Below are 25,599 nucleotides of genomic sequence, written 5' to 3'. Positions count from 1 at the left end.
CGTTTCTCTGAGCCTCTACGCTGCTGGCAGGAACCGGACGCAACGCAGGTGCGGGCCGCCGCACTGGCGCCACCCAGCCCGCCTGCCGCCCCGCAAGGGCCGGGGTCGGCATGAGCTGGCATGGGCCGGCCTGAACTGTGTTTCGTCGAGATGCCGATAGTAAGTCAAGCGCCGTGCCGATGCCCGCACGACGCTGAACCGTGATGGATCTCGAACTTCGGCGAGACGGCGCTTCAGCCGCCCGGAGCGGGAGCCGCGGTGGCCTTGGCCGCGCAGGTCACTTCGCTGCCGACGACCGTGGGCCAATAGGTCTTGCCGCCGTCCTCGCCGTGCTCGCCGGCGGTGGTGACCGCCAGGCCGTGGCCGGCGTCGGCGGCATATTCGAAGCTGCAATAGCCCTGGCCGGTGCCGGCGCAATCGACGACCTCGGGGTAACCGGCTTCGATCAGGCCGCCCAGGAAGCGCTCGGCGCCCTCCTCTCGGTCCGGCTGCACGCCGCGCCAGCCCTGGGCAAGCAACTTCGCCCGCGCCTGCGGCAGGCTCAGGCCCTCGATCCGCGGCACCTTCGCCCCGCCGCCGCAGTAGGCGTCCAGCGCCGGTAAGGCCGTCAGCTCCAGCCCGGCGGCGGTCGCGAGCACGCGAGCACGCGCCACCTGCCATTCGCCGACCCGCAGTTCGCTGCCCGCCTTGCCGGCCGGGTCGGCTGGTTCGGCGCTGTGCTCGAACACGCCCTGCACGCCACTGTCGAAGCTTTCCTCGTCGGCCTTGAGGTCGCGCAACTGCGCCACCGCCCGGCCATCGCGGAAGAACAGCACCCGCGCGGCCGGGAACATGCAGCCGAAGCCCGCCACCTGGGTCGCGCGCGGCGCCACCCCGACCACACGGTAGTCCTTGCCCCAGGCCATGTCGGCGCGGATGGTCCAGCCGGCCGCGACCGCAGCCCGCGCCTCGCTCGACTTGGCATCCTCGGCGCAGTCCGGGACGCTGCCGTCGTCGGCCAGCGGCGGGGTGGGCGCGACATAGCGGGGCAGCTCGGTCACCGCTTCCAGGCGCAATTGCTCGACCTGGCCCTTGGCGCCCACTTGCGCAGCATCTACCTGAGACGTGTCGACTCGGGCAGCCTCTGCCCGGGTAGCATCGACCCGGCTCGCGCCGACCTGGCTAGCGTGGTCAGGAGCGGTGCCGACGGGGGTAGTGCCTTCGCCGGCCGCGCAGGCGCCCAGGGCCAGCGATCCGAGCAATATCCAGGCCCGCGCGACGGCGGCGGTAGAGGGGTTGGCCTGCGATTCCATGGCGTCTGACTCCTGAGAAGAGCCCGCACGCTATCTGATCGCCGCGAAACGGGTCAATAATGACCGCCGTTTTCGCCTCTCGCCGTAACCGATGCCCTTTCTCGAACTGACCCTGCGCTGCAGCGAAGCCGAACAACCGCGCTACGAAGCCGCGCTCGACGATGTCGGCTCGCTGGCGGTGACGATGCTCGACGCCGATGCCGACACCGGCAACGAGCACGCGATCCTCGAGCCCGGCGTCGGCGAAACGCCGTTGTGGCAGTCGATCGTGCTCAGCGCCCTGTTTCCGCACGATGCCGACGCGCTGGTGATCCTGGCCGCGCTGGAATCGTTCGACCCGGGTCTGGAATGGACCCAGGTGCGTTTTCGCCAGGTCGAGGATCAGGACTGGGAGCGCGCCTGGATGGACCAGTACGAACCGCTGCAGTTCGGCCGCCGCACCTGGATCGTGCCGTGGAACCACGAACTGCCCGCGGGCGCGGATGCGGCCGATGCCGCGGTGGTGCGCCTCGACCCGGGCCTGGCGTTCGGCTCCGGCACCCACCCGACCACCTCGCTGTGCCTGCAATGGCTCGACGCGTTGGCCGACGAAGGCGCGCTCGCCGAGCGCAGCGTGCTCGACTTCGGTTGCGGCTCCGGCATTCTCGCCCTCGCCGCGCTCAAGCTCGGCGCCGCGCACGCGGTCGGCGTCGACAACGATCCGCAGGCGGTCATCGCCACCCACGACAACGCCGAACGCAACGACGTCGCCGAACGCATCGAGGTGCATTTGCCGCAGGACGAACCGGCCGCGACCTATCCGGTGGTGGTCGCCAACATCCTCGCCTCGGCGCTGGTCGCCCTGGCCGATACCCTGGCCGCGCGCGTCGCACCGGGCGGGCGCATCGCGCTGTCGGGCATCCTGGCCGGGCAGGAAGACGAGGTGCTCGCGCGCTATGCCGCGGACTTCGAGGGGCTGCGCGCCGACCGTCTCGAAGACTGGATGCGCGTCACAGGCATACGCCGGCGCTGAGCGCGACGGCATGATTGAATACTGAAATGTTCGCTGCCTGCCCCCATTGCGGATACCTCGTCGCCCTCATCGTCGCCAAGGACGGTCCGACCCGGGCCTGCCCGCGTTGCGGCGGCGACCTCGCCGCCGCGGCGGCGATCGAGTCGGCGCCCGCCGAATCGACCGCCGTCGAGCCGGCCACAAACGAACCGGCCTTGGTCGAATCGGCTGCGATCGGCGCGGCGAGCGCGCCGGTTGCGAACGCAGCGACGGGCGCCGATGCGCTGTCGGCCGAAGCTTCGGCGGCGCAGGCCAGCGCAACACCGGTTCAAGCCGGCGATACCGTCGCCGAGCACGACCAGGCCGGCCATCTTGCCGCCTCGCCGGAGGCGGCAACGCTCGGCGCGCAGGACGCCGCCGACGCGAGCGACGACGCCACGGTCAAGGCCGCCCCGACCATCGCGCTGGCGCCACTCAGCGCCGCCGCCGATGCGGTCGTGCCGAAGCGCGCGACGCGCAAGCGCGCCGGCAAATCCGAAACCGCGGTAGCGCATGCGCGCCTCGCGCCGAGCTTCGTACGCAGCCGCGCCCGCGCCGCTGCGCCGGCGGCGCGCCGGCACTGGAGCGGTCCGGCGGTGGCGGTCGCGCTCGGCCTGTTGCTGGCCCTGCAACTGCTGCTTGCGCAACGCAACGAACTGGCCGCCGACGCGCGCTGGCGCCCGCTCGTCGGCGCCTTGTGCGGGACGCTGCCGTGCACGATTCCGGCATGGCGCGAACCGGCCGCGCTGACCATGCTCAATCGCAACGTGCTGCCGGTCGCAGAGCGCGCGGGTGTATTGCGGGTATCGGCCAGTTTCCGCAACGATGCGCGCTGGGCGCAGCCCTGGCCGACCCTGGTGCTGAGCCTGGAGGACGTCGATGGCCGCCGCGTCGGCCAACGTGCGTTCTCTCCAGAGGACTATCGCAAGGGGTACAGGGAAGGCGAACTGATCGCGCCGGGGCAGAGCGCCGCGGTGCAGTTCGACGTGCTCGAACCGGCGCCGCGCGTAGTCGCGTTCACGTTCGATTTCCGTTGAAATATCGCGCCGTCGCGTTGTCTACAGCGACTCCCCCGCGCTAGACTCCCCCTCCCGTCGGCGATGCGCAGCGAGCGTATCGGCAAGCTCCCGGCGGAAGTCACTTGCCACGGGGATGCACTTGAACGCTCTCAACGACCGCAACGAAGCCGCCCGCTCCGGACCTCGCGTTCCGTTGCGCGACCATGTCGCGACTTCGATCCGTCGTTACCTGGGCGACTTGAACGGCAGCGGCACCGAGAACCTCTACGAGATCGCCTTGCGCGAGCTGGAAATCCCGTTGTTCGCCGAAGTCCTGCAGCATTGCGACGGCAACCAGAGCCGCGCCGCGGCCATGCTCGGTATTCACCGTGCGACCCTGCGCAAGAAGCTGCGCGAGTACGGGCTGGAATAACAGCCGTCGCAGCGCAGCGAAAGGCCTGCGCGCGCAAACCCTCTCACGCGAACCCTGTGCAGGAGCGGCGTAAGCCGCGACAGGCGCAGCGGTCGAATACCGCGCAGTTTCTGCAGCCATCGACTCATCGGGGCAGCTCCCGGCTGTCCGGACTTCGGCCGTTGCGCTTGCGTACACCGCTGCGGTTGGTCGCGGCTTACGCCGCTCCTACAAAGGCGACGAACCCTCGGGGTAGGAGCGGCGCAAGCCGCGACAGGCGAAGGGGATGAATACCACGCGGTTGCCGGAGCGCCGACTCTGCGGGGCAGTTCCCGACTGTCCGGACTTCGGCCGTTGCGCTTGCGTGCACCGCTGCGGTTGGTCGCGGCTTACGCCACTCCTACAAAGGCGACGAATCCTCGGGGTAGGAGCGGCGTAAGCCGCGACAGGCGAAGGGGACGAATACCACGCGGTTGCCGGAGCGCCTACTCTGCGGGCTTCCGATTGTCTGGCCTTCGGCTACGACGCTTACGTACGTCGCTGCGGTTGTCGCGGCTTACGCCGCTCCTACAAAGGCGACGAACCCTCGGGGTAGGAGCGGCGCAAGCCGCGACAGGCGAAGGGGACGAATACCAGGCGGTTGCCGGAGCGCCGACTCTGCGGGCTTCCGATTGTCTGACCTTCGGCTACGACGCTTGCGTACGTCGCTGCGGTTGGCGCGGCTTACGCCGCTCCTACAAAGGCGACGAATCCTCGGGGTAGGAGCGGCGTAAGCCGCGACAGGCGAAGGGGACGAATACCACGCAGTTGCCGGAGCGCCGACTCTGCGGGCTTCCGATTGTCTGGCCTTCGGCTACGACGCTTACGTACGTCGCTGCGGTTGGGCGTGTGACCGGACCAGCGCGCAGTGCGCGTGTACGGCGCTTCTTCTTGTACTCGCTGCCGTCCCTGGCAAGACTTGCGCGGGCTTCGTGATGCCCGGCCCGGCCATCCTTGGCCGGGCGTGTGACCGGACCAGCGCGCAGTGCGCGCTGAGCGGTCCGGTCACACCCACCAATATCTGATCAGATGGAAGAAGACGGGGGCGGCGAAGCAGACCGAGTCGAGACGGTCGAGGACGCCGCCGTGGCCTTCGATCATGTGGCCCCAGTCCTTGATGCCTCGATCGCGCTTGATCGCCGACATCACCAGGCCGCCGTAGAAACCCATCAGGTTGATGACCAAAGCCAAGGCTGCCGCCTGCCAGGGCGTGAACGGGGTGATCCACCACAATGCCGCACCGAGCGCGGTCGCCGAGGCGACACCGCCGACGAAGCCCTCGACGGTTTTCGACGGCGACAGTTTCGGCGCGATCAGACGCTTGCCGCACAGTTTGCCCCAGACGTATTGCAGCACGTCCGAGGACTGCACCACGATCACCAGGAACGCGATCAGCAACAAGTTACGCCCCTCGTAACCGGGGATGCGCAGATTGATCAGCGCCGGCACGTGCGAAATGCAGAACACGCAGATCATCAAGCCCCACTGCACCTTCGCCGTGCGCTCCAGATATCGCGTGGTGTCGCCGCCGACCGTCGCCAGTATCGGCAACAGCAAAAACGCGTAGACCGGAATCAGCAAGGTGTACAGGCCGTACCAGTCGGTGTAGACCAGCCAATACTGCAGCGGCAACGCGAGATAGAACGCGGCCAACAAGGCGTAGTAATCGCTGCGCCGGGTCGGAGTCAGGGTGATGAATTCGCGCAAGGCGAACAAGGACACCAGCGCGAACAACACGATCATGCCGACCCGGCCGACCACGAACGCCAGCCCGACCACCAGCGCCATCACCCACCAGGCGCGGATGCGCGCCACCAGGTTGGCGATCACCGCACTCGGCCGCTCGCGCGTGCGCCAACGCAGGTATTCGGCGATCGCGGTCGCGATCAGCAACACCCCCGCCACGCCGATGAACAGCAACAGCGAATGCGGCAGGCCGCGCAGCATATCGATCATGCGCCGACTCCCCGGCTGCCGTGGTCGTGCGCATGGGCATGGTCCGACAGCGCCAGCAAGGCATTGCGCGCGCGTTCGAGGAACTGCTGTTTGTCCTCGTCCGGCCCCAGCCGCAAGGTATCGCCGAAGGTCGCCGTGCACAGCAACGGCAAGGGCAGCAGCTTGCCCTTGGGCATCACCCGCGCCAGGTTGTCGATCCATACCGGCACGAATTCGAGTTCCGGCCGCCGGTGCGCGAGGTGATACAGGCCGCTCTTGAACGGCAACAGCGGCTCGTCGCTCTGGTTGCGCGTGCCTTCGGGAAACAGGATCAAAGAACAGCCCTCGTCGACCGCCTCGCACAAGGTCTCGATGGCATCTTGCTTGCGCTGCGCCGGGTCGCGCTCGATCAGCACGCCGTTGAAGACTTCGCGGATCAGATAGCGGCGCAGCGCATCGCGCTGCCAGTAGTCGGCGCCGGCCACCGGCCGCACTTCGCGCCGCAAGGCCGGCGGCAGCGCCGACCAGATCATCACGAAATCGCCGTGACTGACGTGGTTGCCGTAATAGACCCGATGATCGGACGAGGGCGCGCATCGCCACAGCGCGCGTGCGCCAGTCAGCAGGCGGATCGCGCCGCTGAAACCGCTGGCCAGCCACTGCGAAATCATCGCGCCTCCAGCTCGCGCACGATCGCGCGCAGACGCTGGGCGATGGTCCAAACGGCGCCGACGATCACCGCGGCCAGGGCCGCCAGCAAACTCCACGCGACCACCACGGCATGCCCCAGGGCCAGGCCGATCGCCGCGAGCACGGCGGCGACGGCGGTAGCGATCATGCGCGTGCGCCGCGGCATCGGGCCCTCGTCGTGTTCGCGCAGGCCGCAGGCCATGCCGAGCACACGCACGTAGGCAGTGCCGACCGCGAGCAGCGACGCCGCCCAGCCAAGGTCCGAGGCCCACGCCAGCCACGGCGTCAGGCCATAACCCACGCCGAGGAACACCAGCGCATCGGCGAGCCGGTCCGGCGCGTCGCTGTAGATCTCGCCGGCCTTGCCGACCATGCCGCCGCGACGCGCCAGCAACCCGTCGAGCCGGTTGCACAGCAAGCGCCCGACCAGGCACAGCGCCGCGAACAGCAACAAGACCGCGCCGTAATGCGGTGGGTCGCGCAAGGCGAAGAAGAACGAAAGCCCCGCCAGCGCCGACAAGCCGATGGCGAACAGGGAAATACCGTTGGGCGTGGCGCCGTGTGCGCGCAAGCGCGCGGCCAAGGCCAGGCGCCAGTCCCGGCGCTGCAACGGCACCGGTTCGTTGGTTGCCGGTTCGGGTTGGTCTCGATCGAAGCCGGGCCGGTCGGAGCCTGGCCGGTCGGGATCGGGTCGTGTCGTCATCGCTGTACTCCGTTCAATCGCCACCACCGCCGCAACCGCCGCAACCGCCGCCGCCGCTGTCGCCGCCGCTGCCGCAACCGCTGGAACTGCTGCTCGAGTCGCTGGAACTCGACACCGGCGTGCGCAAGGTGTGGTATTCGGCCAAGGGCGTACCGACCAACGCCATCGTCCCGGCCAGCGCGACGCGCTCGGCCAGATCGTCGGAACGGCGCGTCTTGATCGTCGCGTCCAGCAGCGCCCGGTCGCCGGCGCGAGTGCGGCGCTGCGCCGTGCACAGCTGCACCAGCACCATCAATCCGGCCAGGGCGGTCAGCACCACCAGGAACCCGACCGGCCGTCCGCGGGCTTCGCCGATCGATATCTTGGTCACGCCGAGAACCACGACGGCGTACATCGGCAGCGCCGCGGCCAGGCGCCCGCGCCAACGCTGTCCCGCGCTGAGCCACCAGCCCTTGCTTCGCATCGGTTCGGCCAGGCGCGCGTAGTGCGCCTGCAGCGCCGGCAGCGCCTCGGCGAGCTGCTGGGTGCGCTGCACGATCTTCGCCAACCCCAGCAATCGCGACGGCACACCGGCTGCGCCGGCACTGGCGCGCAGCCACACCGGCGAACGCGACGAAGCGACTCTTTCCGCCGCGCCCGGATAGTCCAGCCTGATCGCATCGCGGGTGAGCAATTCGACCAACGCCACATCGGCGGCGCGCTCGGCGCCGCCGGCCAGGAAGCCGAGTTCGATCGAATCGGCCGGCGTTTGCGCACTCGGGCCGTCGCGGCCGCGCATGAAGCGCTGCACCGCGTTGCCGGCCGTATACGTCCAACCGATCACGGCGAAATACAGGGTCAGGAACCAACCGCCGCGCCACTCCAGCGGATCGAAGGTGCCGTTCCCGGCGCCGCCAAGCAGAAAGACCGCGGCCAACAGCCCGCTCCAGCCCCAGAACCACCGGCCCAGCCCCTTCGGCTCGAACAACCAGGGCGAGTTGACCTCGGTCAGCGGCAACCACACCGATTCGTCCGCCGTCAGGCGCGCCGGCTGCGGCTCGCCGGCCCAGAACCGCGTCGGCGGATCGCCGAAGTAACGCCGGTAGCTGTCGACAGTGGCGAAGTATTGGCGGCGATGGCGCTCGTCTTCCGCCAGCCCGCCGAGCGAGGGCGAATGATGCAGCGGCTGTTCGAGCGCCTCGGGGCAGAACTTCAGCCAGTAGTCGCGGGTGTCGGTCATATGCGTATGCCAGACCCGATCGACGATCTCGCTCGGGGTGACCGCATGGCCGGCGCCGACGGCGAGAAAACAGAAGCGCCGGTACTCCTCGATCGCCGCCTGCGCGGTTTCGCGGGTCGACTGGCAGGCGTGCGCGACGCGATCGACGAACGCCTCGGGCTGATCGCCGCTGAAGCGGTAATCGCTGAGACGCTGCCACAACGCCTGCCGTTGCGGCGTCCAGATATGGTGGTGGTCCAAGGGAACTCCGTTCATGCCCACACTCGTCCATACGCCCACACCAGAGCCGCCGTCTGCACCGACAGGGCGATCGCCTGGCGCACCATCAGACCACGCGCACCGCGCCAACGCGCCGGCCAGTCGCGGCCTTCGCGACCGGGCTTGAGCAAACCCAGCGCCAGCAGACCCGCGTCGAGCCGTTGTGCCGCGCGCGCACTGTCCTCGACTTCGGAAGCGGCCTGGAACAGGCGCGCGTCGAAATCCACCCGCAGCGCGTAATAGCACTGCAGCAAGCCGGCGACGAGGCTGAGCGCGAGCGGCAACGCGCCCGGCGTAGCCGTCGCCACGGCCGCCGCGGGCAGCGCCGCCAGGAGCAGTGCCGCCGCCAGCAACAGCAGCGACAGCGCGTGCAGTTGCCTCCCCTGCGCCAGCAGGGCCGCCATGGCGCGCAGGTCGAACGACGTCGTGGTTGAGCCCGTCATGCCACCTGCCCTCCCGGCAGTCCAGCATCGACAGCGTCTCCACTGCCGAGCGTGGCCTCCAGTGCGCTCCGATGCGCCGCGCCGAGCACGATCGCCGGCCGCGCCCTGTGCAGGATCGCGATGGCTTCGTCGACGTTGGCGGCTCGCCCGCTGAGCAGCAACCACGCGGCGATCGCTGCGGCGCTGCGCGAATAGCCCAGGGCGCAGCAGACCAGGGTCTTGCCGCGTTCGCGCACACGCTCTATGTCCTGCGCCACCTCGCGCAACTGCGTCGGCGTCGGCGCGACCAGGTCCAGCATCGGCCGCACCGCATCGCCTTCGCGCCACGCCGGCAGCGACAGCTCAGCGCTGCAATCGACGAGTGCGGCGAATTCGCCACGCTGGCCCGCCCCCGGCACACGGCCGAGCCAAACGCCGTCGGCCACCGCCACCGGTTGCGGCGCATGCCGCGTCCACCAGCGCGAATTGAGCCAGGCGCCTAGCAGGTAGGGCGCGTACAGCCAGCGCGCGGCCAGGCTCAAACGCCCGTCGTCGCGTTTCTGGAAACCCGCGGCGCCGAATAGGGCGTAGTTCGAGGCGACCATCGCCAACGACCAGGACGGCCACAGCAGCCACCACGCCGCCCCACCGAGCGACCACGCCGCGAACGCGAGCACCGCCGCACCGGCGCAATAAGCCGCCGCCAACTTCCAGCGCTGCCGATCGCGCGCCAGAGCCGCGCCGCGCCAGGGTGCGGCGACGCGCTCGGGCCACAACCACACACACAGCCAGCCGGCCAGCAGGCCGGTCGGAATATCGATGAAGTGATGCTGGAAGGTGGTCAGCACCGACACGCCGATCAGGGCGAACCACAGGTGCAGCAGCCAGCGCCAGATCCCGCCGAGATGGTGGGCGAAACGCACCCACAGCACGATCAGCAGCACGATGTGCAGCGACGGCGCCTGGTTGAAGGGTTTATCGAAACCCAGCAGCACGTCGAACAACCAGCCGAACACGCCGTCGCTGTCGGGGCGCTGGAAGGTGTAGTGCAGGGGCAGCAACAGGAAGGAACCGACCGCGATCGCCTGCGCGGTCAACAGACGCAGCGCCTGGTTGTCGAGCTCGCGGCGGTCGCGGCAAACGAACAGCGAGATGCCGTAGAACAGGTCGATCGACCAGTACGGCACGATGGTCCAGGCCCAGAACGGAATCGCGTGCTCCCAGGCGAAGACGATGTGCGGCACGTCGGTACGCGCGGCCGCCACCGAATTGGCGTAGCCGTAGCTCAGGAAGAACAGCGGCCCCAGCAACAGCAACCACAGCAGCGCCCTGCCCCACGGACGCCGCTTTGGCGCCCCAGACTGTGAGCCGCGCCGCGCCGGCGCAGCGGTCATGCCTCGACCCGCTGCGCCAGCGATACGGTGAAGATGCCCCAGGCGTCGATGCGCTGGTCGATCTTGCGGAAGCCCGCTGCGGCGACCAGGTCGTCCATCTCCTGCTGGCTGCGCCGCCGCATCACCCAGGCTTCGCCGCCGCGGTGGCTGGTCAGGGCGCGGGCGATGAATTCGAGCTGCGGGTGCCAGGGTTGGCCGGTGTAGACCAGATAGCCTCCCACCGGCACCGCCGCGGCCAGGCCGTCGAGCGAACGCCGCACTTGCTCGTTGTCGGGGAACAATTCGTACAACCCAGACACCACCGCCAGGGTCGGGCGCGGATCCAGGGCCGCCAACGCGTTGCGGTCGAAGGCGTCGCCCTGGTCGAAGCGCGCGATCGCGCCGGCGCCGAGCTCATCGATCAGGGCGCGGCCCTTGTCGACGTTGAGCTCGCTGTAATCGCGCAGGCGGATCGAGTCGGCGCGCTCGGCGCCGCCCGCCAACGCTTCCAGCGCATAGCGGCCATGACCGGCGGCGATATCGACCGCATCGACCGGCAGGCCGGCCGCGCGCAGGCGACGCATGGCGATGCGCAACAACTCGTGCAGATGGGTGCGACGCACGCGGATACCGCGCCAGCCGATCGCTTCGAGATAATTCCGATCGATCATGCGGCCGAGCGGCCCGCTGCCGCGCGCCTCGTTGCGGTAGACGTAGTCCAGGCTGCTGCCGGAATCGAAACCGGTGTCGATGCCGAGCTTGATGCCTTCCGAGAACCTGCCGCCGAAGCGCAGGCCAGCACGGACGAAACGCCAACGCAGGTCGGCCAGCGACCAGCGCTCGGGCGGCCAGGACAGCTTTTCCGATTCCTCGAAACTCGGGCCATGGCGATGCGCATCGAGCAGATCGGCGCGGCGCAAGGGTTCGGCGAAACGCGCCTGGACGAAACTGCGGATGCGGTTCACCGCCGCCGCCCGGCCTTTCTCGCCGAGGGTGTCGTGATAGAAGTCCGGCAACAGGTGGCGTTCCTTGATGCCCGAACCCAGGCGTTCGTAGAAACGGTCCTGCGGGCCGCGGTGCACGACGAAGTCGGCGCCCGACACCAGCAACTGCGTCGGCACCGTGATCGCCTGGGCGTCGGCGACGATACGGTCGGCGGCTTCGTACAGACCCAGCAGCACGCGCACCGAGATCGGCCGTGCGATCAGCGGGTCGTTGCGGTAACTGGCGATGCGTTCGGGGTCGTGGCTCAGCCATTGCGGCTGCACATAGCTGTTGACGAAGAAGTTGCCGCGCAGCTTCTGCATCAGCTTCAAACCTGGCCGTGCCAACGGCACGTACAGCTTGACCTTGAAGGCCGGCGAGGCCAGCACCAGCGCGCGCAGGCGCGGTGCGTAGTCGTGGACCCAGGTCGCCGCGACCACCGCGCCGACGCTCTGCGCGACCAGCGCGATCTGTTCGACGGCGATGCCGTGGGCCTCGGCGATGTGGGCGATGAAGCGGTCGAGGTCGCGCACCAGGGCCTCGAAACCGGGCGCATCGCCGCGTTCGCCGGGCGAGCGGCCGTTGCCGCGCGCGTCCCAGGCGAAAAAGTCGCAGTCGTTGAGGTTCAACTCGCCGACCAGGTGCGCGACCCGGCCGGAATGTTCGTGGCCGCGGTGCAACAGCACGACGGCGCGGCGCGGCTGTCCCGCCGCGGCCTGCGTCGCCGGCCAATGGCGATAGAACAACTGCGCGTCGTCGAAGCTCGCGTAATGACGTTCCTGATGTTCCCTCATCGCTGTTCTCCTTGTCGTTGGCCGACACTGTCTTGCGCGGCATCATGCCGCAAACCGGCGCGCACCCGGCGCGCCACGGTCCACACGCACATCAGACCCATCAAGACGAGCGCGAGTTCCGTAATCGCCGCGCCGATCCAGCCGCCGGCGAGCAGGACCCCGAGCAGACCGATGCCGAAGGCGCGATCGCTCTTGCCCATCGGCCCGTCGTAGCGGCGCGGCGCACCGACCATCAGCCCGAGCACGCCGGCGTACTCGGTCAATGCGGCCAACAGCACGAACACGAACAGCGGCGCCGCGGCGAGGCCCGGCACCGCGAACAGCGACAGATACAGGGCGCTGTCGGAGACCACGTCGCACAGCTCGTTGAGGTAAGCGCCGAGGCGCGACTGCTGGCCGAACTCGCGCGCCAGCATGCCGTCAATGGCGTTCATCGCCATGCGCAGGAACATCCACAGTGGCAACAGCGCGAACAGCCAGGGCCGCGCGACGGCGCCCCAGCCGACCGCGGCCGCAACCGCGAGCGAGACCACGGCCGCCGCGACGGTGACCTGGTTCGCGCTGACGCCCAGCGCATGCAGGCGGCGCACCAGCGGCCGCAGCAGCGCCTGGAAGCGCCCTTTCAAAGCGTAGATCGATGCCATTCCCTGTGCGTTCCATCCTGCCCGGCGTGGGCCGTCGCGCATCAGCTTAGCCGTTGGCCGGGGCGATGACAGTGCCGTGCCCGCTGGGGTCGCCGGGCAGTTGCGCGCTCGTGGCGTTTCGCCGGATGCGGAGAGCGAAATCCCCCCTGCCCCCCTTTTCCAAAGGGGGGAACGACAGAGGCCGACGCAGAAGTGGCGAACTTGCTGCTTCGCGCTGCCGGTTACCGGTTGGAGGTTCGAGGCCGGAGAGCTGCAGACCCTCAGGCGGTTGCCCCCTTGGTAGAGGGGGCGGCGCCTGCGCAGCAGACGCGGGGGATTTGCCCGTTGCTCCGAGTCCTGCCAAACCGCCCGGAACCACGCAATCCCCGCCATACCAGCATGAACGGCCGGCGCCCGGGTCCCCCGCAGCCTATAATTCCCGCGCCCTTCCGCTGCCCTACCTCCCCGAATGACCTCCGATCGCCTGCCCGGCACGCCGGTTAAAATCCGCCGCGCCCTGCTGTCCGTGTCCGACAAGACCGGTCTCCTCGAACTCGCCCAGGCCCTGGCCGCACGCGGGGTCGAACTGCTTTCCACCGGCGGCACCGCCAAGGCCATCCGCGACGCCGGCCTGGCCGTGCGCGACGTGTCCGAGGTCACCGGCTTCCCGGAGATGATGGATGGCCGGGTCAAGACCCTGCATCCGCTGGTCCACGGCGGCCTGCTCGGCCGCGCCGGCACCGACGATGCGGTGATGGCCGAACACGGCATCGCCGCGATCGACCTGCTGGTGCTGAATCTGTATCCGTTCGAGAAAGTCGCGGCCAACCCGGCCAGCAGCTTCGACGACATCATCGAAAACATCGACATCGGCGGCCCGGCGATGCTGCGTTCGGCGGCGAAGAACTTCGCCCGCGTCGCGGTCGCGACCGACCCGGCCCAGTACGCCGAGCTCATCGCCGAACTCGACGCCGGCGACGGCGCGCTCAGCGCCAAGACCCGCTTCGCCCTGGCGGTGGCCGCGTTCAATCGCGTCGCCCAGTACGACGCCGCGATCAGCAACCACCTCTCGGCCATCGCCGAGGACGGCAGCGCGCAGACCTTCCCGGCTCAGCACAACGCCAATTTCGTCAAGGTCATGGACCTGCGCTACGGCGAAAACCCGCACCAGCAGGGCGCGTTCTACCGCGACCTGCATCCGGTCGCGGGCACGCTGGCCACCTTCACTCAGCTGCAGGGCAAGGAGCTGAGCTTCAACAATCTCGCCGACGCCGATGCGGCCTGGGAATGCGTGCGTCAGTTCGAGCGCCCGGCCTGCGTCATCGTCAAGCACGCGAACCCCTGTGGCGTGGCCGAAGGCGTGGCCTGCGGCGATGCCTACGAACTGGCCTATGCCACCGACCCGACCTCGGCCTTCGGCGGCATCATCGCCTTCAACACCAAGCTCGATGCGGCGACCGCCAAGGTCATCCTCGACCGCCAGTTCGTCGAGGTGCTGATCGCACCCGACTATGAAGACGGCGTGCTCGACTACGCCAAGAAGAAGGCCAACGTGCGCGTGCTGCGCATCCCGCACGGCGACGGCCGCAACCGGCACGACGTCAAGCGCATCGGCTCGGGCCTGCTGATCCAGAGCAGCGATCTGCGCGAAGTCGGCCGCGACGAGCTCAAGGTGGTCAGCAAGCTCGCCCCGACCGACGCCCAACTCGCCGACCTGTTGTTCGCCTGGCGCATCGCCAAGTTCGTCAAGTCCAACGCCATCGTCTATGCGCGCGACCACCGCAGCATCGGCATCGGCGCCGGCCAGATGAGCCGCGTCGTCAGCGCCAAGATCGCCGCGCTCAAGGCCGAGGAAGCCGGTTTGATCGTGCCCGGTTCGGTGATGGCCTCCGACGCCTTCTTCCCGTTCCGCGACGGCATCGACGCCGCCGCGGCCGCCGGGATCAAGGCGGTGATCCAGCCGGGCGGTTCGATGCGCGACAACGAAGTCGTCGCCGCCGCCGACGAGCACGGCCTGGCGATGGTCTTCACCGGCGTGCGCCACTTCCGTCATTGATCGAACGGCGCGGATGCGTTGCATCCGCGCCGCTTGCGAACTCCCGACTTATCGCTGCCCGCCACTGGCGGCGCCCTCTCCGCCATGAACCGACCGCCGCCGCGACACACGCTGGGCCGTTCGATCGCACGCAAGCTGCTCGTGCTGGCGATGCTGTGCGTGGTCATCGCCGGCTGGGCCGGCTGGCAGTATTCGCGCCGGCAAGCGGTCGACAGCGAGACCCTCGGCGACTACCGCGCCGCCGGACGCGCGGTGACCGTGCTGCTGGTCGAGCCGGACGTGTCTCTGAACCTCGACGCCGGCTTGCGCCGCGACTCGACCGCACGGCTCGCACGCGCGCTCGAGCGGCGCCTAAGCGAGTTGGGTTACCGAACCCAGGCCTTGTCTGCGCGCAGCGACGAAGAACGCTTCGGCCAGGTCGCACAAGCCAGCGCCCGCGCCGCGGCGATGCAGCACCAGGCCCGTACCACCCAGGCGATCCGCGAGGTCGGCGCGCCGGTGCTGCGGGTGTCGCTCGACGGCATGAAGCGCGACGGCCGCGAAATCGCCGAACAGACCTACCGCGTCGAACTGCTCGACCCGCAGACCCTGCAGCCGGCGTGGCGCGCGACCCTGACCTGGCGCGAGGGCCGCTATCAATCCCTCGCCCTGCTCTGGCACCTGCGCCAGAACCGGTTGCCGCCGCCGCTGTGGGACAGCCTGGCCGACCTGGCCATGGCGAAGATGCGCGAGGACGGGGTGATCCGCGCCGAGGCGCTGATCCAGTAATGCCTGCTGCGCTTCGGGTCGCACTCCGACCGCGGCGATCGCCAGCTTTGGGGTAGGAGCGGCGCAAGCCGCGACCACTCGAAGCCCGGCCCCTCCAGCGCAACACACTTCTCCGAAGCGACACCTCTCCTGCTGAACCACCTCTCCGGCCGGAGGTCGCGGCTTGCGCCGCTCCTACCCGGAGCCTCGCTGCGCCAGGCTTGCCGTACAGCGGTCGCCCCGCCCCCTGCCAGCGCGTAAAATGGGCGGCTGATGTCCTTACCCCCGCTGGAGCACGCATGAAGATCCTCGTTATCGGTTCCGGCGGACGCGAGCACGCGCTGGCCTGGAAGCTGGCCCAGTCGCCGCGCATCGACGAGGTGCTGGTCGCGCCCGGCAATGCCGGCACCGCGCACGAGGAGAAGTGCCGCAACGTCGCTGTCGCCGCCACCGACATCGACGGCCTGCTCAAGCTCGCCGCCGACGAAGGCGTGGCGCTGACCGTGGTCGGCCCCGAAGCCCCGCTGGTCGCCGGCGTGGTCGACCGCTTCCGCGCCGACGGCCGCCGCATCTTCGGGCCGACCGCCGCGGCCGCCCAGCTCGAAGGCAGCAAGGCCTTCGCCAAGGACTTCCTCGCCCGCCACGGCATCCCGACCGCGTACTACGCGGTGCACACCGAGGTCGACGCCGCCCTCGCCTATCTGCGCGAGAAAGGCGCGCCGATCGTGGTCAAGGCTGACGGCCTGGCCGCCGGCAAGGGCGTCATCGTCGCCATGACTTTGGAAGAAGCCGAAGCCGCCGTCGTCGACATGCTGTCCGGCAACGCCTTCGGTGCCGCCGGCGCGCGCGTGGTGATCGAGGAATTCCTCGACGGCGAAGAAGCCAGCTTCATCTCGATGGTCGACGGTAAGCACGCACTGCCGATGGCGACCTCGCAAGACCACAAGCGCGTCGGCGACGGCGACACCGGCCCCAATACCGGAGGCATGGGCGCTTACTCGCCGGCACCGGTGGTCACGCCGGAAGTGCACGCGCGGGTGATGCGCGAAGTGGTGATGCCGACCGTCGACGGCATGATCGCCGACGGCGTGCCGTTCACCGGCTTCCTCTATGCGGGCCTGATGATCGACCAGGCCGGTGCGCCCAAGGTCATCGAATTCAACGTACGCTTCGGCGACCCGGAAACCCAGCCGGTGATGCTGCGCCTGGATTCTGACTTGCTCGACTTGGTCGAAGCCGCGCTCGACGGCAAGCTCGATAGCGTGCAGGCGCAGTGGAGCCCGCGCCCCTCGCTCGGCGTGGTCATGGCCGCGGCGAACTACCCGGAAACCCCGCAGGCCGGCGACGTCATCCACGGCCTGACCGCGCCGCAGCCGCCGCACGCCAAAGTGTTCCAGGCCGGCACCAAACTCGGCCCCAACGGCGAGGTGCTGACCGCCGGCGGCCGCGTGCTGTGCGTCTGCGCCCTCGGCGACGACGTCGCCCAGGCCCAGCGCGAGGCCTATGCCGCCCTCGCCAAGATCCGCTGGGACGGCGAGTTCCACCGCAACGACATCGGCTGGCGCGCGATCGAACGCGAACAGGCGGCGAAGGGCTGAAGCCAAGTTTCATCCATCGCTGCGCATAAACCGAAACGGCCGGAAGAGCCTCCTCTCCCGGCCGTTTCTCCGCCCCCGGCAGTTCGGTCGCGACTCACCTCGCTCCTACAAGGCAACGCAGCCCAGGGTAGGAGCGACGCAAGCCGCGACCGCCATGCTCCGATCTCGCGACGCCATCGACCCGGCTCCTGTAGGAGCGGCGTGAGCCGCGACCACGGAATACGCAGAAACCTCAAAGCCGTCGCCGTCGATATAAACCACGACCGCTACGCCGTATTCGCTCCACCGAACCATTCGCTCAACGCCGTGCTCAACCCGGCATCGCTCCCATCACCCACCCACACCACGTACCCGTCCGGCCGGATCAACACCGCCGCCGGCGCCGTCACCGCACCCAACGCCGGCAGCTCCCAAGCTCCGTCGTACCGAGCGTCAACCGCGCGCACCCGGTCCGCCCAAGACCCGATATCGACGGCATCAGATGCACCGAAATCGAGCAGCACCGGCCGGGCCTCGCGCAACAAGGCATACACCCGCATCGACTGATCGCCGACGAGCAAGTCCAGATCCGGCATGCGCCGCCCGAGCAGCGGATGCCCGTCGCCGAGCTCGTAACGAATCCCCAATCCCGACAACATCGCCGCAAACCGCTGGCGCGACTCCTCCGCCCCGAGCAACTCCGCGACGGTCTCGCGCAAGGCCGTCGTACGCTCGTCGCCGCGCCGCAACGCGATCGACGCCATCGTCGTACGCAGCACTCGCGCCGCGACCGGATGGCGCTCGGCGTGATAGCTGTCGAGCAGACTGTCCGGCGATACCCCCTTGGCCACCTGCGCCAACTTCCAGCCCAGGTTCACCGCATCTTGCACGCCGAGTTGCAGACCTTGCCCGCCATCCGGCGCATGCACGTGCGCGGCGTCGCCGGCCAACAACACGCGCCGCTCGCGATACGTCGCGGCCTGCCGCGTCGCATCGGTGAAGCGCGAGATCCAGGTCGGGCTGTGCACGCCGTAGTCGGTCCCGCACACCGCGATCAAGGCCGCACGCAAATCCTCCAGCGTCGGTTCGACGCCGGCCCCGACTTGCGCCTCGGTCAGCATCACCCGCACCGGCCCGGTGTCGCCGTAGATCACTTCGCCGTTGCGGATCTCGTACTCGACCCGGCCGAAGGAATGGATGCCGAAGCCGCTGCGATGGATACCCAACGGCGGCGTCTGCGCCATCTCGACCTCGGCGATCAGATGGCTGGTGGTCGCGTCCCAACCTGGAAAATCGATGCCGGCCGCCTTGCGCACCCGGCTGCGCCCGCCATCGCAGCCGACCAGATACTGCGCACGCAAGCTCGTACCGTCGGACAGCGCGACCTCGACGCCGGCCTCGTCTTGCACCAAGCCCACCACCTCGTATCCGCGATGGATGTTCACGCCGAGCTCGTCGACCCAGTCGGCGAGAATGCGTTCGATATGGTTCTGCCACAGCCCGAGCCCATAGGGATGGCGGGTCGGAAAGCCGCCCAGATCCAGCATCATCCCGGCGAAGCCGGCGACCTGCGCCACCTGCCCTTCGGCAAGGAACCGATCGACGATGCCGCGCTGATCCAGCACTTCGAGCGTGCGCGCGTGCAGCCCGCCCGCGCGCGACCCGGCCAGCTCCCGGCTCGCGCGCCGCTCGACCACGACCACGTCGACACCGGCCAAAGCCAACTCGCCCGCCAACATCAAGCCGGTCGGCCCGCCACCGGCGATGACCACCGCATGCCGACTCGCCGCGCGCGCGTCGCGCCCCTGATTCGCACGCGGCGCTGGATGGCGGCTATCCGTCGCCGTATCACTCGCGCCACCACGATTCCCGCGCTCCCGCACGGCCCACTTCGATAACCACATGCTCATAGCCCGTCTCCCGGTTCCGTAGCCTCGCTACGGCGGGCGATTGAGCACCACGCCCGGGGGCTTGCCGCAAGCCCCCAGTCGACTAAGATATTGACAGGGACGAAGCTCCCTCACTCCCGAAAGCGCCCCCGCCCCTTGTAGGAGCGGCGTGAGCCGCGACCGAGACACACGGCAGAACCGCCCGCCTCGCCGTCACTCACCGACGACCAGCGACACAGGAGCAGGAACGGCGCAAGCCGCGATCAAGGGACGCGGCGAGACATCGAGTTCATCGCCAAACATCGAGGCCGCGCAAGCCAAGGCCCGATTTCGCGCCGTCCGCCTCACACCAAGGCGAGAGAGAAACCGCTACGCAGCCCCCTCCTCGGGCGCCGGCTGCAAGGCCACCACCACGACCTCCAATTCGGCGATCTCCTTCTCCAGGGCGTCGTACAACTCGCCCTGTCGCGTCATCAGTTCCTCGATGTTTTCCGCCTGCTTGAGCTTCTTCAACTCGCCGTCGAACAGCAGCCACTGCGCGGTCAACTGCTCGACGTAGTTCTTGGCGTAATGACGCATTTCCTTGAGCTGGTTCAGCGCCGCATTGACCTGATCCAACGGTGTCTTGGTATCCGCAGACATGGCGACCTCCTATTCCCAAGGTACCGCCCCAGCGTAGCCGGGCGAGGCTGGCTGGGGGCGAGATGCCAGCCAGTTTCGCGCATGCTCGGCGGCATAATCTTCACCTCACGATGACATAGCCACCGGGGCTTATCCCATGAGCAAAGTATTCATTCTCCATCATCTTCATGTCGTCCCAGGCGGCGATGAAGACGTGAAGCTATTGGGTGTGTACAACTCAGACTCCCATGCTCGCGAAGCCGTTGCACGCTTCAACAAGCAACTCGGCTTTCGTGATTTTCCCAGCATTGTTGCAGCTGGGAGCGAGACCGTTGAAGGGTTCCACATCACTGAATACGAGTTGGATGAAGACGTTCAGGGCTGGGCCGACGGTTACGTCTCCGGATGACGCTCGGCAGCTGAGCATGCCGAGCTCGCTTCCGTGGCGATGTCGCTTCAGATCAGAGCTCGTTGTATTTCTTCATCGTCCCCCGGGGCTTGGCGACGCGATAGCGCTCGGCATCGCCGCGCAGCTTGTCGGCCACGGTCTGTTCCAGGTCGATGCCCCGATCTGCAACCAGATACTTCAGGAGGACCACGATATCGGCGACTTGCTGTTCGAGCAGCGGACGACGGACGCGAGGGACCTGGGCGAGTCCGGTGTCGCGGGTCCATTGGGTGTGCTCTGCAGGTTCGGCGTTTTCCAGCACGACCGAGATCGACAAGCTGCGCACGACGCGCTAACCAATGTCCTCTTACACTGCCGGCCCATCCCGTACGCCAAGGACACCGCCGCCATGTCGCCGACGATCGCACAAGGCGCCTATATCGCCATGAAGCTGGGCGAGGCTCTGGCGATCCTGGTCGGGGCCTGGCTGCTGACCACGCTGCTGCGGCAGTTGGTGCGGCGGGTCTGCGCCCGCTACGACATCGCGCCGGCGTTCGGGCTGGGGCTGCGACGGGTGCTGAGCACCTTGATCTACATCACCGCGCTGCTGCTGTTCCTCAACCGGCTCGGTATTTCCGGCTCGGTGGTGTGGACGACGCTGACCGGCTTCGTCGCGGTCGGCGCGGTGGCGTTCTTCGCCGCGTGGAGCGTGTTGTCGAATATTTTCTGCGCGTTCCTGATCCTGACCACCCGGCCGTTCCGCTTGTACGACTATATCGAGGTGCTGGAAAACGGCGACAAGCCGGGGTTGCGCGGGCGGGTCGTCGACATCAACTTCATCTACACCACCTTGCAGGAGGTCCACGCCGACGGCGAGGACTCGGTGCTGCAGGTGCCCAACAGCCAGTTTTTCCAGCGCACTACGCGGCGCTGGCGGCAGGAGCCGGCGTGGTCGCGGATCGCACGGGAGCGGCCCGAAGGTTCGGCGGACTGGCAGGATGCGGCGGGGCGTTGAGCGGGCGGGTGCTAAGCGACAGCGGCCGTTGTTGCCCCCCGTTAGGAAAGTAGACGGTGTCTGCGCGGCAGACGCGGGGATTCGAGCTTTTGCTATCGCTTTGCGTCAGCGCAAAAGCAAATCCCCCCGGCCCCCTTTTTCAAAGGGGGAACGGCGAAAGCGGCGCCTTGAGACTGTGGAGGGGATAGGCGGCAGTTTGCTGTTGTCCCGTTTTGAAAAGGGCGCCGCAGCTCAGGGCATTTCGTAACTCAAGGTCGTGTCGTTCGGCAGCACCAGCTTGCTGGTCGCCAGGTCGAGGATGATCTGCGAGCCCGTAGCCAACGGCGCCATCGCCGGGCCCGGTTGCCCATAGAACATCAGGTCGCCCGCAGCGAGCAGCACCAGCCGGTTGCCGGCATGCACCACGTCTTCCTGCGGATAGAAGTTCACCCCGACGTATTGCGGTTCGCCGGCCACGCTCGGCTTGCCGTGGGCCAGGCTCTCGGCGTGATTCAGGCTGAGCGAGGCGAAGTTGAACGGACGCAGCGTGCCGTCCGGCAATTGTTCGGCGAGGGTCAGCATCAGGTTGGCGCGCGCGCCGGTGGAGGCGACGATACCTTCGAAACGCGGCATGCCGGACAGGTGCAAGTCGTTGGTCAGCGGTGCGGTGACGAACGCGACGCGATCGTCGGGCAGCGGCGTCGTTTCGTTGACGTCCTGACCGAAATAGTCGTTGTAGTCCGCAAAGCCCACGCTCTGGCTGGTACCGAGCGTTCCGGTCACCTGCGGGTACAGCGTCACCTTCTTGCCGGTCGCGGGCCACCGCGGCTCGTGGCGCCACTTCCCGGCGTCGTCTTTCACTTGCACCCTGGGCGCATCGAGAATGCCGGTGTTGCGATTCTTGAGGAACTGGTCGAACCACGCCGTCATCACCGTGATCCAGTCGCTGCGGTCCGGCCAGGCGTGATCCCATTGGCCGAGCCAGGCCTTGAACGGCACGTTGCTGCCCTGCAAGGCTTCGATCCAGCCCTCCATGTTGTGCGGCTTGACGTTCCAGTCCTGCAGGCCATGGATGTAGAACACGCTGGCGCGCTTCTTCGAGGGGTCGGCCTTGAGTGCGGCGAGATGGTCGCGCGCCTGCCAGTACGGGGTCTTGTCGCCGGCGACGAGGGACGTGAAGCCTTCGGCGGTCACGTCGATGCGCTCCTTGCAGACCTCGCCGGTCACCGCGTCGGGCGCGGTGACCGGATCGAGCAGCTGGCTGCCGCCTTCCAGGCCGGCCGGGACCATGCCGTCGAGCAGCCAGTAGTAGGTGTTGAAACCTCGGGTGCTTTCGATCGTCACGCCGTTGACGTAGTTGTACTTGTACATGTCGGAAAGGCCGCTGATCGGCACGATCGTCTTGAGGTGCGGCGGCGCTTCCACCCACAGGTCCTGCGGCGCGGTGCCGTCGTAGCTCACGCCCATCGCGCCGACCGCCTGGTTCGACCAGGGCTGGGCGGCGAAGTACTCGATCGCGGTCGCCATGTCCTTGGCCTCCTGCGGCCCGCCGATGCTGAAGCAGCCGCCGGATGCGCCGGTGCCGCGCATCGACAGGATGCCGAAGGCGTAGCCGCGCTTGATCAGCTCCTGAAACGGCTCGGCGATGGCGATGTTCAACGGCTGGTTGGCGGCGCTGCTGACCGGTCTGGTCACGGTCGGATCGCCACCGCCGTAATACGGGGTGAGTTCGAGCACTAGCGGCACCGGACCGGCCACGTTCGGGCGCACGATCCAGGCATCGAGTTCCACGCCGTCGGCCATGGTGATGCGGTGATGCTCGGTGATGCCGGTCATCCAGCTCACCCCGGGAATCGGCTGCGACACGTCGTGCAGGTAGCTCGACACGGACGCCGACGGCGTCACCTGCGGCGTGTCGACAGGCAGGGTGCCGAGATCCAGGGCGGATACCGCCGGAATGGCGAGTGCGGCGAGCAGGACGGCAATGAAGCGGCGATGGCGGACGTGCATGGACCGGGCTCCTACGACGGATGCGACCAATGTCGACATTGCCGCCGGCGTCCGGCACCCGGCAAAACCCTCAGCGGGAGGACGGAAAACCACTAATGCGATTCGTGTGGAGGGACTGGACTCATGGCAGTTCGGCGACCGGGGCGCGGAAAGCCCGCCTGTGCCTGGGGAGCGGGCGGTTGAGCCGTTGTTGTTTTGTGGCGTTGAAGAGCAAAGGCAAATCCCCCCTGCCCCCTTTTTCAAAGGGGGAACAGCAGCATGGGTTCGCGGGGGAACGGGAACACGGGCTCTTGGGGAACGGCAAGACGGGTTCGAAGGGCCGACAGAGGCCGGTCGAGGGGAGCAGGCATCGCCGCATGGCGCTATCGCCTGGGCAGAGGCGTTGCGGCTTGTGGGCGTAGCTTCGGAGTCTACTTTTCCGCTACTCCGCCCATTCCCGCTACACGGCGCGGGGATGGGTTTGTTAGGCTCGCCCGGCGAATCCTTCGCGCGAGCCGCACATCGACGTGCGGGTTTGATCGGACAAGCAGGACGGCATGGCGCACAACCAGTTCGCGTTGCTCACCCAACGGCGCTTCCTGCCGTTCTTCCTGACCCAGGCCCTGGGCGCCTTCAACGACAACGTCTATCGGCAGGCGATCATCGGCCTGTTGTTCTATCTCGGCGTCAGTCCCGAGCAACGCACGCTCTATACCAATCTCGCGCCGGCGTTGTTCATCCTGCCCTATTTCCTGTTTTCGGCGACCGCGGGCCAGATCGCCGAGAAGCTCGAGAAGCACAAGCTGATCCGCATCACCACGACCATGGAGATCGCGATCATGTCGCTGGCCGCGGTCGGGTTCCTGACCCAGAACCTGCCGCTGCTGTTGATCGCGCTGTTCGGCACCGGCCTGCAGTCGACGCTGTTCGGCCCGGTCAAGTATTCGATCCTGCCCTCGGTGCTCAAGCCCGAGGAACTCACCGGCGGCAACGGCCTGGTCGAGATGGGCACCTCGATCTCGATCCTGGTCGGGATGATCTTCGGCGGCCTGATCTTCAAGCTCGCCGGCAGCCACGGCCCGGTGGTCGCGGCCAGCGCCATCGTCGCCCTGGCGATCACCGGCAACATCGTCAGCCGCCTGATCCCGCGCGCCGACGCCGGCGAGCCGGGGCTCAAGATCAACTGGAACCCGATCCCCGAGTCGGTCAAGGTGCTGCGCATGACCCGGCGCCAGCCGGCAGTGCGCAACTCCGTGCTCGGGGTGTCGTGGTTCTGGTTCGTCGGCACGGTGCTGACCTCGCAGTTGCCGACCTACGCCGTCGACAACCTCGGCGGCGCCGAGACGCTGTACATCTTCGCCCTGGCGCTGTTCTCGGTCGGCACCGGCGTGGGCTCGATGCTGTGCGAACGGCTGTCGGCGCGCACCGTCGAGATCGGCCTGGTGCCGCTCGGCGCGTTCGGCATGAGCGCCTTCATGGTCGACCTGTTCTTCGCCCGCAGCGGTCCGGCCACGGTCACCGGCCTGGAAGTCGCCGGCTTCGTCGCCCAGCCAGGCGCTTGGCGGATCATGATGGACCTGGTCGGCATCGGCGTGTTCGCCGGTTTCTTCGTCGTGCCGTTGTTCGCGCTGATCCAGAACCGCACGCCGAAGAACGAGCTGTCGCGCGTGATCGCCGGCATGAACATCCAGAACGCGGCCTTCATCGTCCTGGCCGCCGCGCTCGGCGTGATCGTGCAGAAGTTCTTCCACTGGACCATCCCGCAGATCTTCCTGGCCCTGGCGATCGCCAATGCGGTGGTCGCGATCTACATCTTCACGATCGTGCCCGAGTTCCTGATGCGCTTCCTGAGCTGGGTGCTGGTGCGCACCCTGTACCGGTTGCGGGTGTCGGGCACCGAACGCATTCCCGACGAAGGCGCGGCGCTGGTGGTGTGCAACCACGTCAGCTACATGGACGCGTTGATCCTCAGCGCGAGCATCCCGCGGCCGGTGCGCTTCGTCATGTACTACAAGATCTTCAACATCCCGGTGATGAGCTGGATTTTCCGCACCGCCAAGGCGATCCCGATCGCCGGCGCGAAGGAAAACCCGGAGGTGATGCGGCGCGCGTTCGAGGAAATCGAGACCGCGCTCGACGACGGCCAACTGGTCGGCATCTTCCCCGAGGGCGCCCTGACCAAGGACGGCGAGATCGCCAAATTCAAGTCCGGCGTCGAACACATCCTCGACAAGCGGCCGGTGCCGGTGATCCCGATGGCGCTGCGCGGCATGTGGTCGAGCATGTGGAGCCGGCGCAATGCGCGCGCCGAAGGCGGTCGTCTGGCGCGGATGCGGGTGCCGCGGCGTTTCCGCGCCCATGTCGAAGTGGTCGCCGATCCGCCGTTGCAGGCAGAAACGGTCAGCGCCGAGTCGCTGGAAGCCCAGGTGCGCGCGCTGCGCGGCGACCGCGCCTGAGCGCCGCCGGTCCAGCGGTATATCGGGCTGGAGATCGGGCCGCGAACGCCCGGCCGGGAGTGCCGGGCCGCAAGGCGCGCTGATAGGATGCCCCGACCGCCGCGTCGCGG

General features: G+C 68.1%; 22 protein-coding genes. 9 read left to right on the top strand and 13 right to left on the bottom strand.

Annotated features, from left to right (window positions below):
• Positions 1–233 precede the first annotated feature (233 nt).
• Positions 234–1,292: a hypothetical protein gene (locus LC490_RS16975; protein WP_223620955.1), complete on the bottom strand. Its 1,059-nt coding sequence runs from the start codon at positions 1,290–1,292 to the stop codon at positions 234–236.
• Between the two features lie 91 nt (positions 1,293–1,383).
• Between LC490_RS16975 and prmA the strand changes: the two genes are divergently transcribed.
• The 3 genes from prmA to fis all read left to right on the top strand — a co-directional run bounded on the left by prmA (position 1,384) and on the right by fis (position 3,753).
• Positions 1,384–2,304 (top strand): 50S ribosomal protein L11 methyltransferase, encoded by a 921-nt coding sequence (gene prmA, locus LC490_RS16970; RefSeq protein ID WP_223620954.1) that lies wholly within the window; start codon positions 1,384–1,386, stop codon positions 2,302–2,304.
• A 26-nt stretch (positions 2,305–2,330) separates the two neighbouring features.
• Positions 2,331–3,359, top strand: a complete 1,029-nt coding sequence (locus LC490_RS16965) for a DUF3426 domain-containing protein (protein ID WP_223620953.1) — start codon at positions 2,331–2,333, stop codon at positions 3,357–3,359.
• A gap of 121 nt (positions 3,360–3,480) precedes the next feature.
• Positions 3,481–3,753: a DNA-binding transcriptional regulator Fis gene (gene fis, locus LC490_RS16960; protein WP_031370276.1), complete on the top strand. Its 273-nt coding sequence runs from the start codon at positions 3,481–3,483 to the stop codon at positions 3,751–3,753.
• 1,023 nt (positions 3,754–4,776) lie between these two features.
• Here fis and LC490_RS16955 read toward each other — a convergent pair.
• From LC490_RS16955 to LC490_RS16920, 8 genes are read right to left on the bottom strand one after another with little or no spacing between them, the layout of a single operon-like run.
• Positions 4,777–5,727, bottom strand: coding sequence for a phosphatidate cytidylyltransferase (locus tag LC490_RS16955; RefSeq protein ID WP_031371187.1), 951 nt, complete (start codon positions 5,725–5,727; stop codon positions 4,777–4,779).
• Positions 5,724–6,377 (bottom strand): lysophospholipid acyltransferase family protein, encoded by a 654-nt coding sequence (locus tag LC490_RS16950; RefSeq protein ID WP_223620952.1) that lies wholly within the window; start codon positions 6,375–6,377, stop codon positions 5,724–5,726. The genes LC490_RS16955 and LC490_RS16950 overlap by 4 nt, the downstream gene beginning before the upstream one ends.
• Positions 6,374–7,099, bottom strand: coding sequence for a CDP-alcohol phosphatidyltransferase family protein (locus tag LC490_RS16945; protein ID WP_081930667.1), 726 nt, complete (start codon positions 7,097–7,099; stop codon positions 6,374–6,376). The genes LC490_RS16950 and LC490_RS16945 overlap by 4 nt, the downstream gene beginning before the upstream one ends.
• A gap of 13 nt (positions 7,100–7,112) precedes the next feature.
• Entirely contained in the window at positions 7,113–8,573 is a 1,461-nt protein-coding gene (locus LC490_RS16940) for a TIGR04222 domain-containing membrane protein (protein ID WP_223620951.1), read from the bottom strand.
• Positions 8,570–9,019: a hypothetical protein gene (locus LC490_RS16935; protein WP_223620950.1), complete on the bottom strand. Its 450-nt coding sequence runs from the start codon at positions 9,017–9,019 to the stop codon at positions 8,570–8,572. The genes LC490_RS16940 and LC490_RS16935 overlap by 4 nt, the downstream gene beginning before the upstream one ends.
• On the bottom strand, positions 9,016–10,392 hold the full coding sequence (locus LC490_RS16930; RefSeq protein WP_223620949.1) for a phosphatase PAP2/dual specificity phosphatase family protein: 1,377 nt from the start codon (positions 10,390–10,392) through the stop codon (positions 9,016–9,018). The genes LC490_RS16935 and LC490_RS16930 overlap by 4 nt, the downstream gene beginning before the upstream one ends.
• Positions 10,389–12,149 (bottom strand): bifunctional alpha/beta hydrolase/class I SAM-dependent methyltransferase, encoded by a 1,761-nt coding sequence (locus tag LC490_RS16925; protein ID WP_223620948.1) that lies wholly within the window; start codon positions 12,147–12,149, stop codon positions 10,389–10,391. The genes LC490_RS16930 and LC490_RS16925 overlap by 4 nt, the downstream gene beginning before the upstream one ends.
• Positions 12,146–12,793 carry a CDP-alcohol phosphatidyltransferase family protein gene (locus tag LC490_RS16920; protein ID WP_223620947.1) on the bottom strand — a complete coding sequence of 216 codons (648 nt, stop codon included), beginning with the start codon at positions 12,791–12,793 and terminating at the stop codon, positions 12,146–12,148. The genes LC490_RS16925 and LC490_RS16920 overlap by 4 nt, the downstream gene beginning before the upstream one ends.
• A 448-nt stretch (positions 12,794–13,241) precedes the next feature.
• Between LC490_RS16920 and purH the strand changes: the two genes are divergently transcribed.
• The 3 genes from purH to purD all read left to right on the top strand — a co-directional run bounded on the left by purH (position 13,242) and on the right by purD (position 17,173).
• A complete protein-coding gene (gene purH / locus LC490_RS16915; RefSeq protein ID WP_223620946.1) occupies positions 13,242–14,828 on the top strand; it encodes a bifunctional phosphoribosylaminoimidazolecarboxamide formyltransferase/IMP cyclohydrolase in 1,587 nt (528 codons plus the stop codon).
• 84 nt (positions 14,829–14,912) lie between these two features.
• Complete coding sequence (locus LC490_RS16910) at positions 14,913–15,596, top strand: hypothetical protein (protein WP_223620945.1); 684 nt, start codon at positions 14,913–14,915, stop codon at positions 15,594–15,596.
• Between the two features lie 278 nt (positions 15,597–15,874).
• Positions 15,875–17,173 carry a phosphoribosylamine--glycine ligase gene (purD, locus tag LC490_RS16905; protein ID WP_223620944.1) on the top strand — a complete coding sequence of 433 codons (1,299 nt, stop codon included), beginning with the start codon at positions 15,875–15,877 and terminating at the stop codon, positions 17,171–17,173.
• A gap of 266 nt (positions 17,174–17,439) precedes the next feature.
• On the opposite strand, the gene LC490_RS16900 is transcribed toward purD, so the two are convergent.
• Together LC490_RS16900 and LC490_RS16895 are read right to left on the bottom strand one after the other, a co-directional pair.
• A complete protein-coding gene (locus LC490_RS16900) occupies positions 17,440–19,035 on the bottom strand; it encodes an FAD-dependent monooxygenase (protein ID WP_223620943.1) in 1,596 nt (531 codons plus the stop codon).
• Between the two features lie 375 nt (positions 19,036–19,410).
• Positions 19,411–19,683, bottom strand: a complete 273-nt coding sequence (locus LC490_RS16895; protein ID WP_031371175.1) for a hypothetical protein — start codon at positions 19,681–19,683, stop codon at positions 19,411–19,413.
• Positions 19,684–19,819: 136 nt separating this feature from the next.
• Between LC490_RS16895 and LC490_RS16890 the strand changes: the two genes are divergently transcribed.
• Complete coding sequence (locus tag LC490_RS16890; protein ID WP_223620942.1) at positions 19,820–20,071, top strand: hypothetical protein; 252 nt, start codon at positions 19,820–19,822, stop codon at positions 20,069–20,071.
• Positions 20,072–20,123: 52 nt separating this feature from the next.
• On the opposite strand, the gene LC490_RS16885 is transcribed toward LC490_RS16890, so the two are convergent.
• Entirely contained in the window at positions 20,124–20,396 is a 273-nt protein-coding gene (locus LC490_RS16885; RefSeq protein ID WP_223620941.1) for a hypothetical protein, read from the bottom strand.
• A 99-nt stretch (positions 20,397–20,495) separates the two neighbouring features.
• On the opposite strand from LC490_RS16885, the gene LC490_RS16880 reads away from it, so the two are divergent.
• The gene (locus tag LC490_RS16880) at positions 20,496–21,065 is read left to right on the top strand and encodes a mechanosensitive ion channel family protein (protein WP_223621010.1); all 570 of its coding nucleotides are present in this window, start codon (positions 20,496–20,498) and stop codon (positions 21,063–21,065) included.
• Positions 21,066–21,296: 231 nt separating this feature from the next.
• On the opposite strand, the gene LC490_RS16875 is transcribed toward LC490_RS16880, so the two are convergent.
• Positions 21,297–23,054 carry a CocE/NonD family hydrolase gene (locus tag LC490_RS16875; RefSeq protein WP_223620940.1) on the bottom strand — a complete coding sequence of 586 codons (1,758 nt, stop codon included), beginning with the start codon at positions 23,052–23,054 and terminating at the stop codon, positions 21,297–21,299.
• Positions 23,055–23,590: 536 nt separating this feature from the next.
• Here LC490_RS16875 and LC490_RS16870 point away from each other — a divergent pair.
• Positions 23,591–25,489, top strand: a complete 1,899-nt coding sequence (locus LC490_RS16870) for an MFS transporter (RefSeq protein WP_223620939.1) — start codon at positions 23,591–23,593, stop codon at positions 25,487–25,489.
• Positions 25,490–25,599 lie beyond the last annotated feature (110 nt).

Source organism: Lysobacter sp. ESA13C (assembly GCF_019970005.1).
GTDB classification, from domain to species: Bacteria; Pseudomonadota; Gammaproteobacteria; order Xanthomonadales; family Xanthomonadaceae; genus Lysobacter; species Lysobacter antibioticus_B.
Note: the sequence above shows the minus strand (reverse complement) of the source record. Positions and strands in the feature narration are given on the sequence as shown.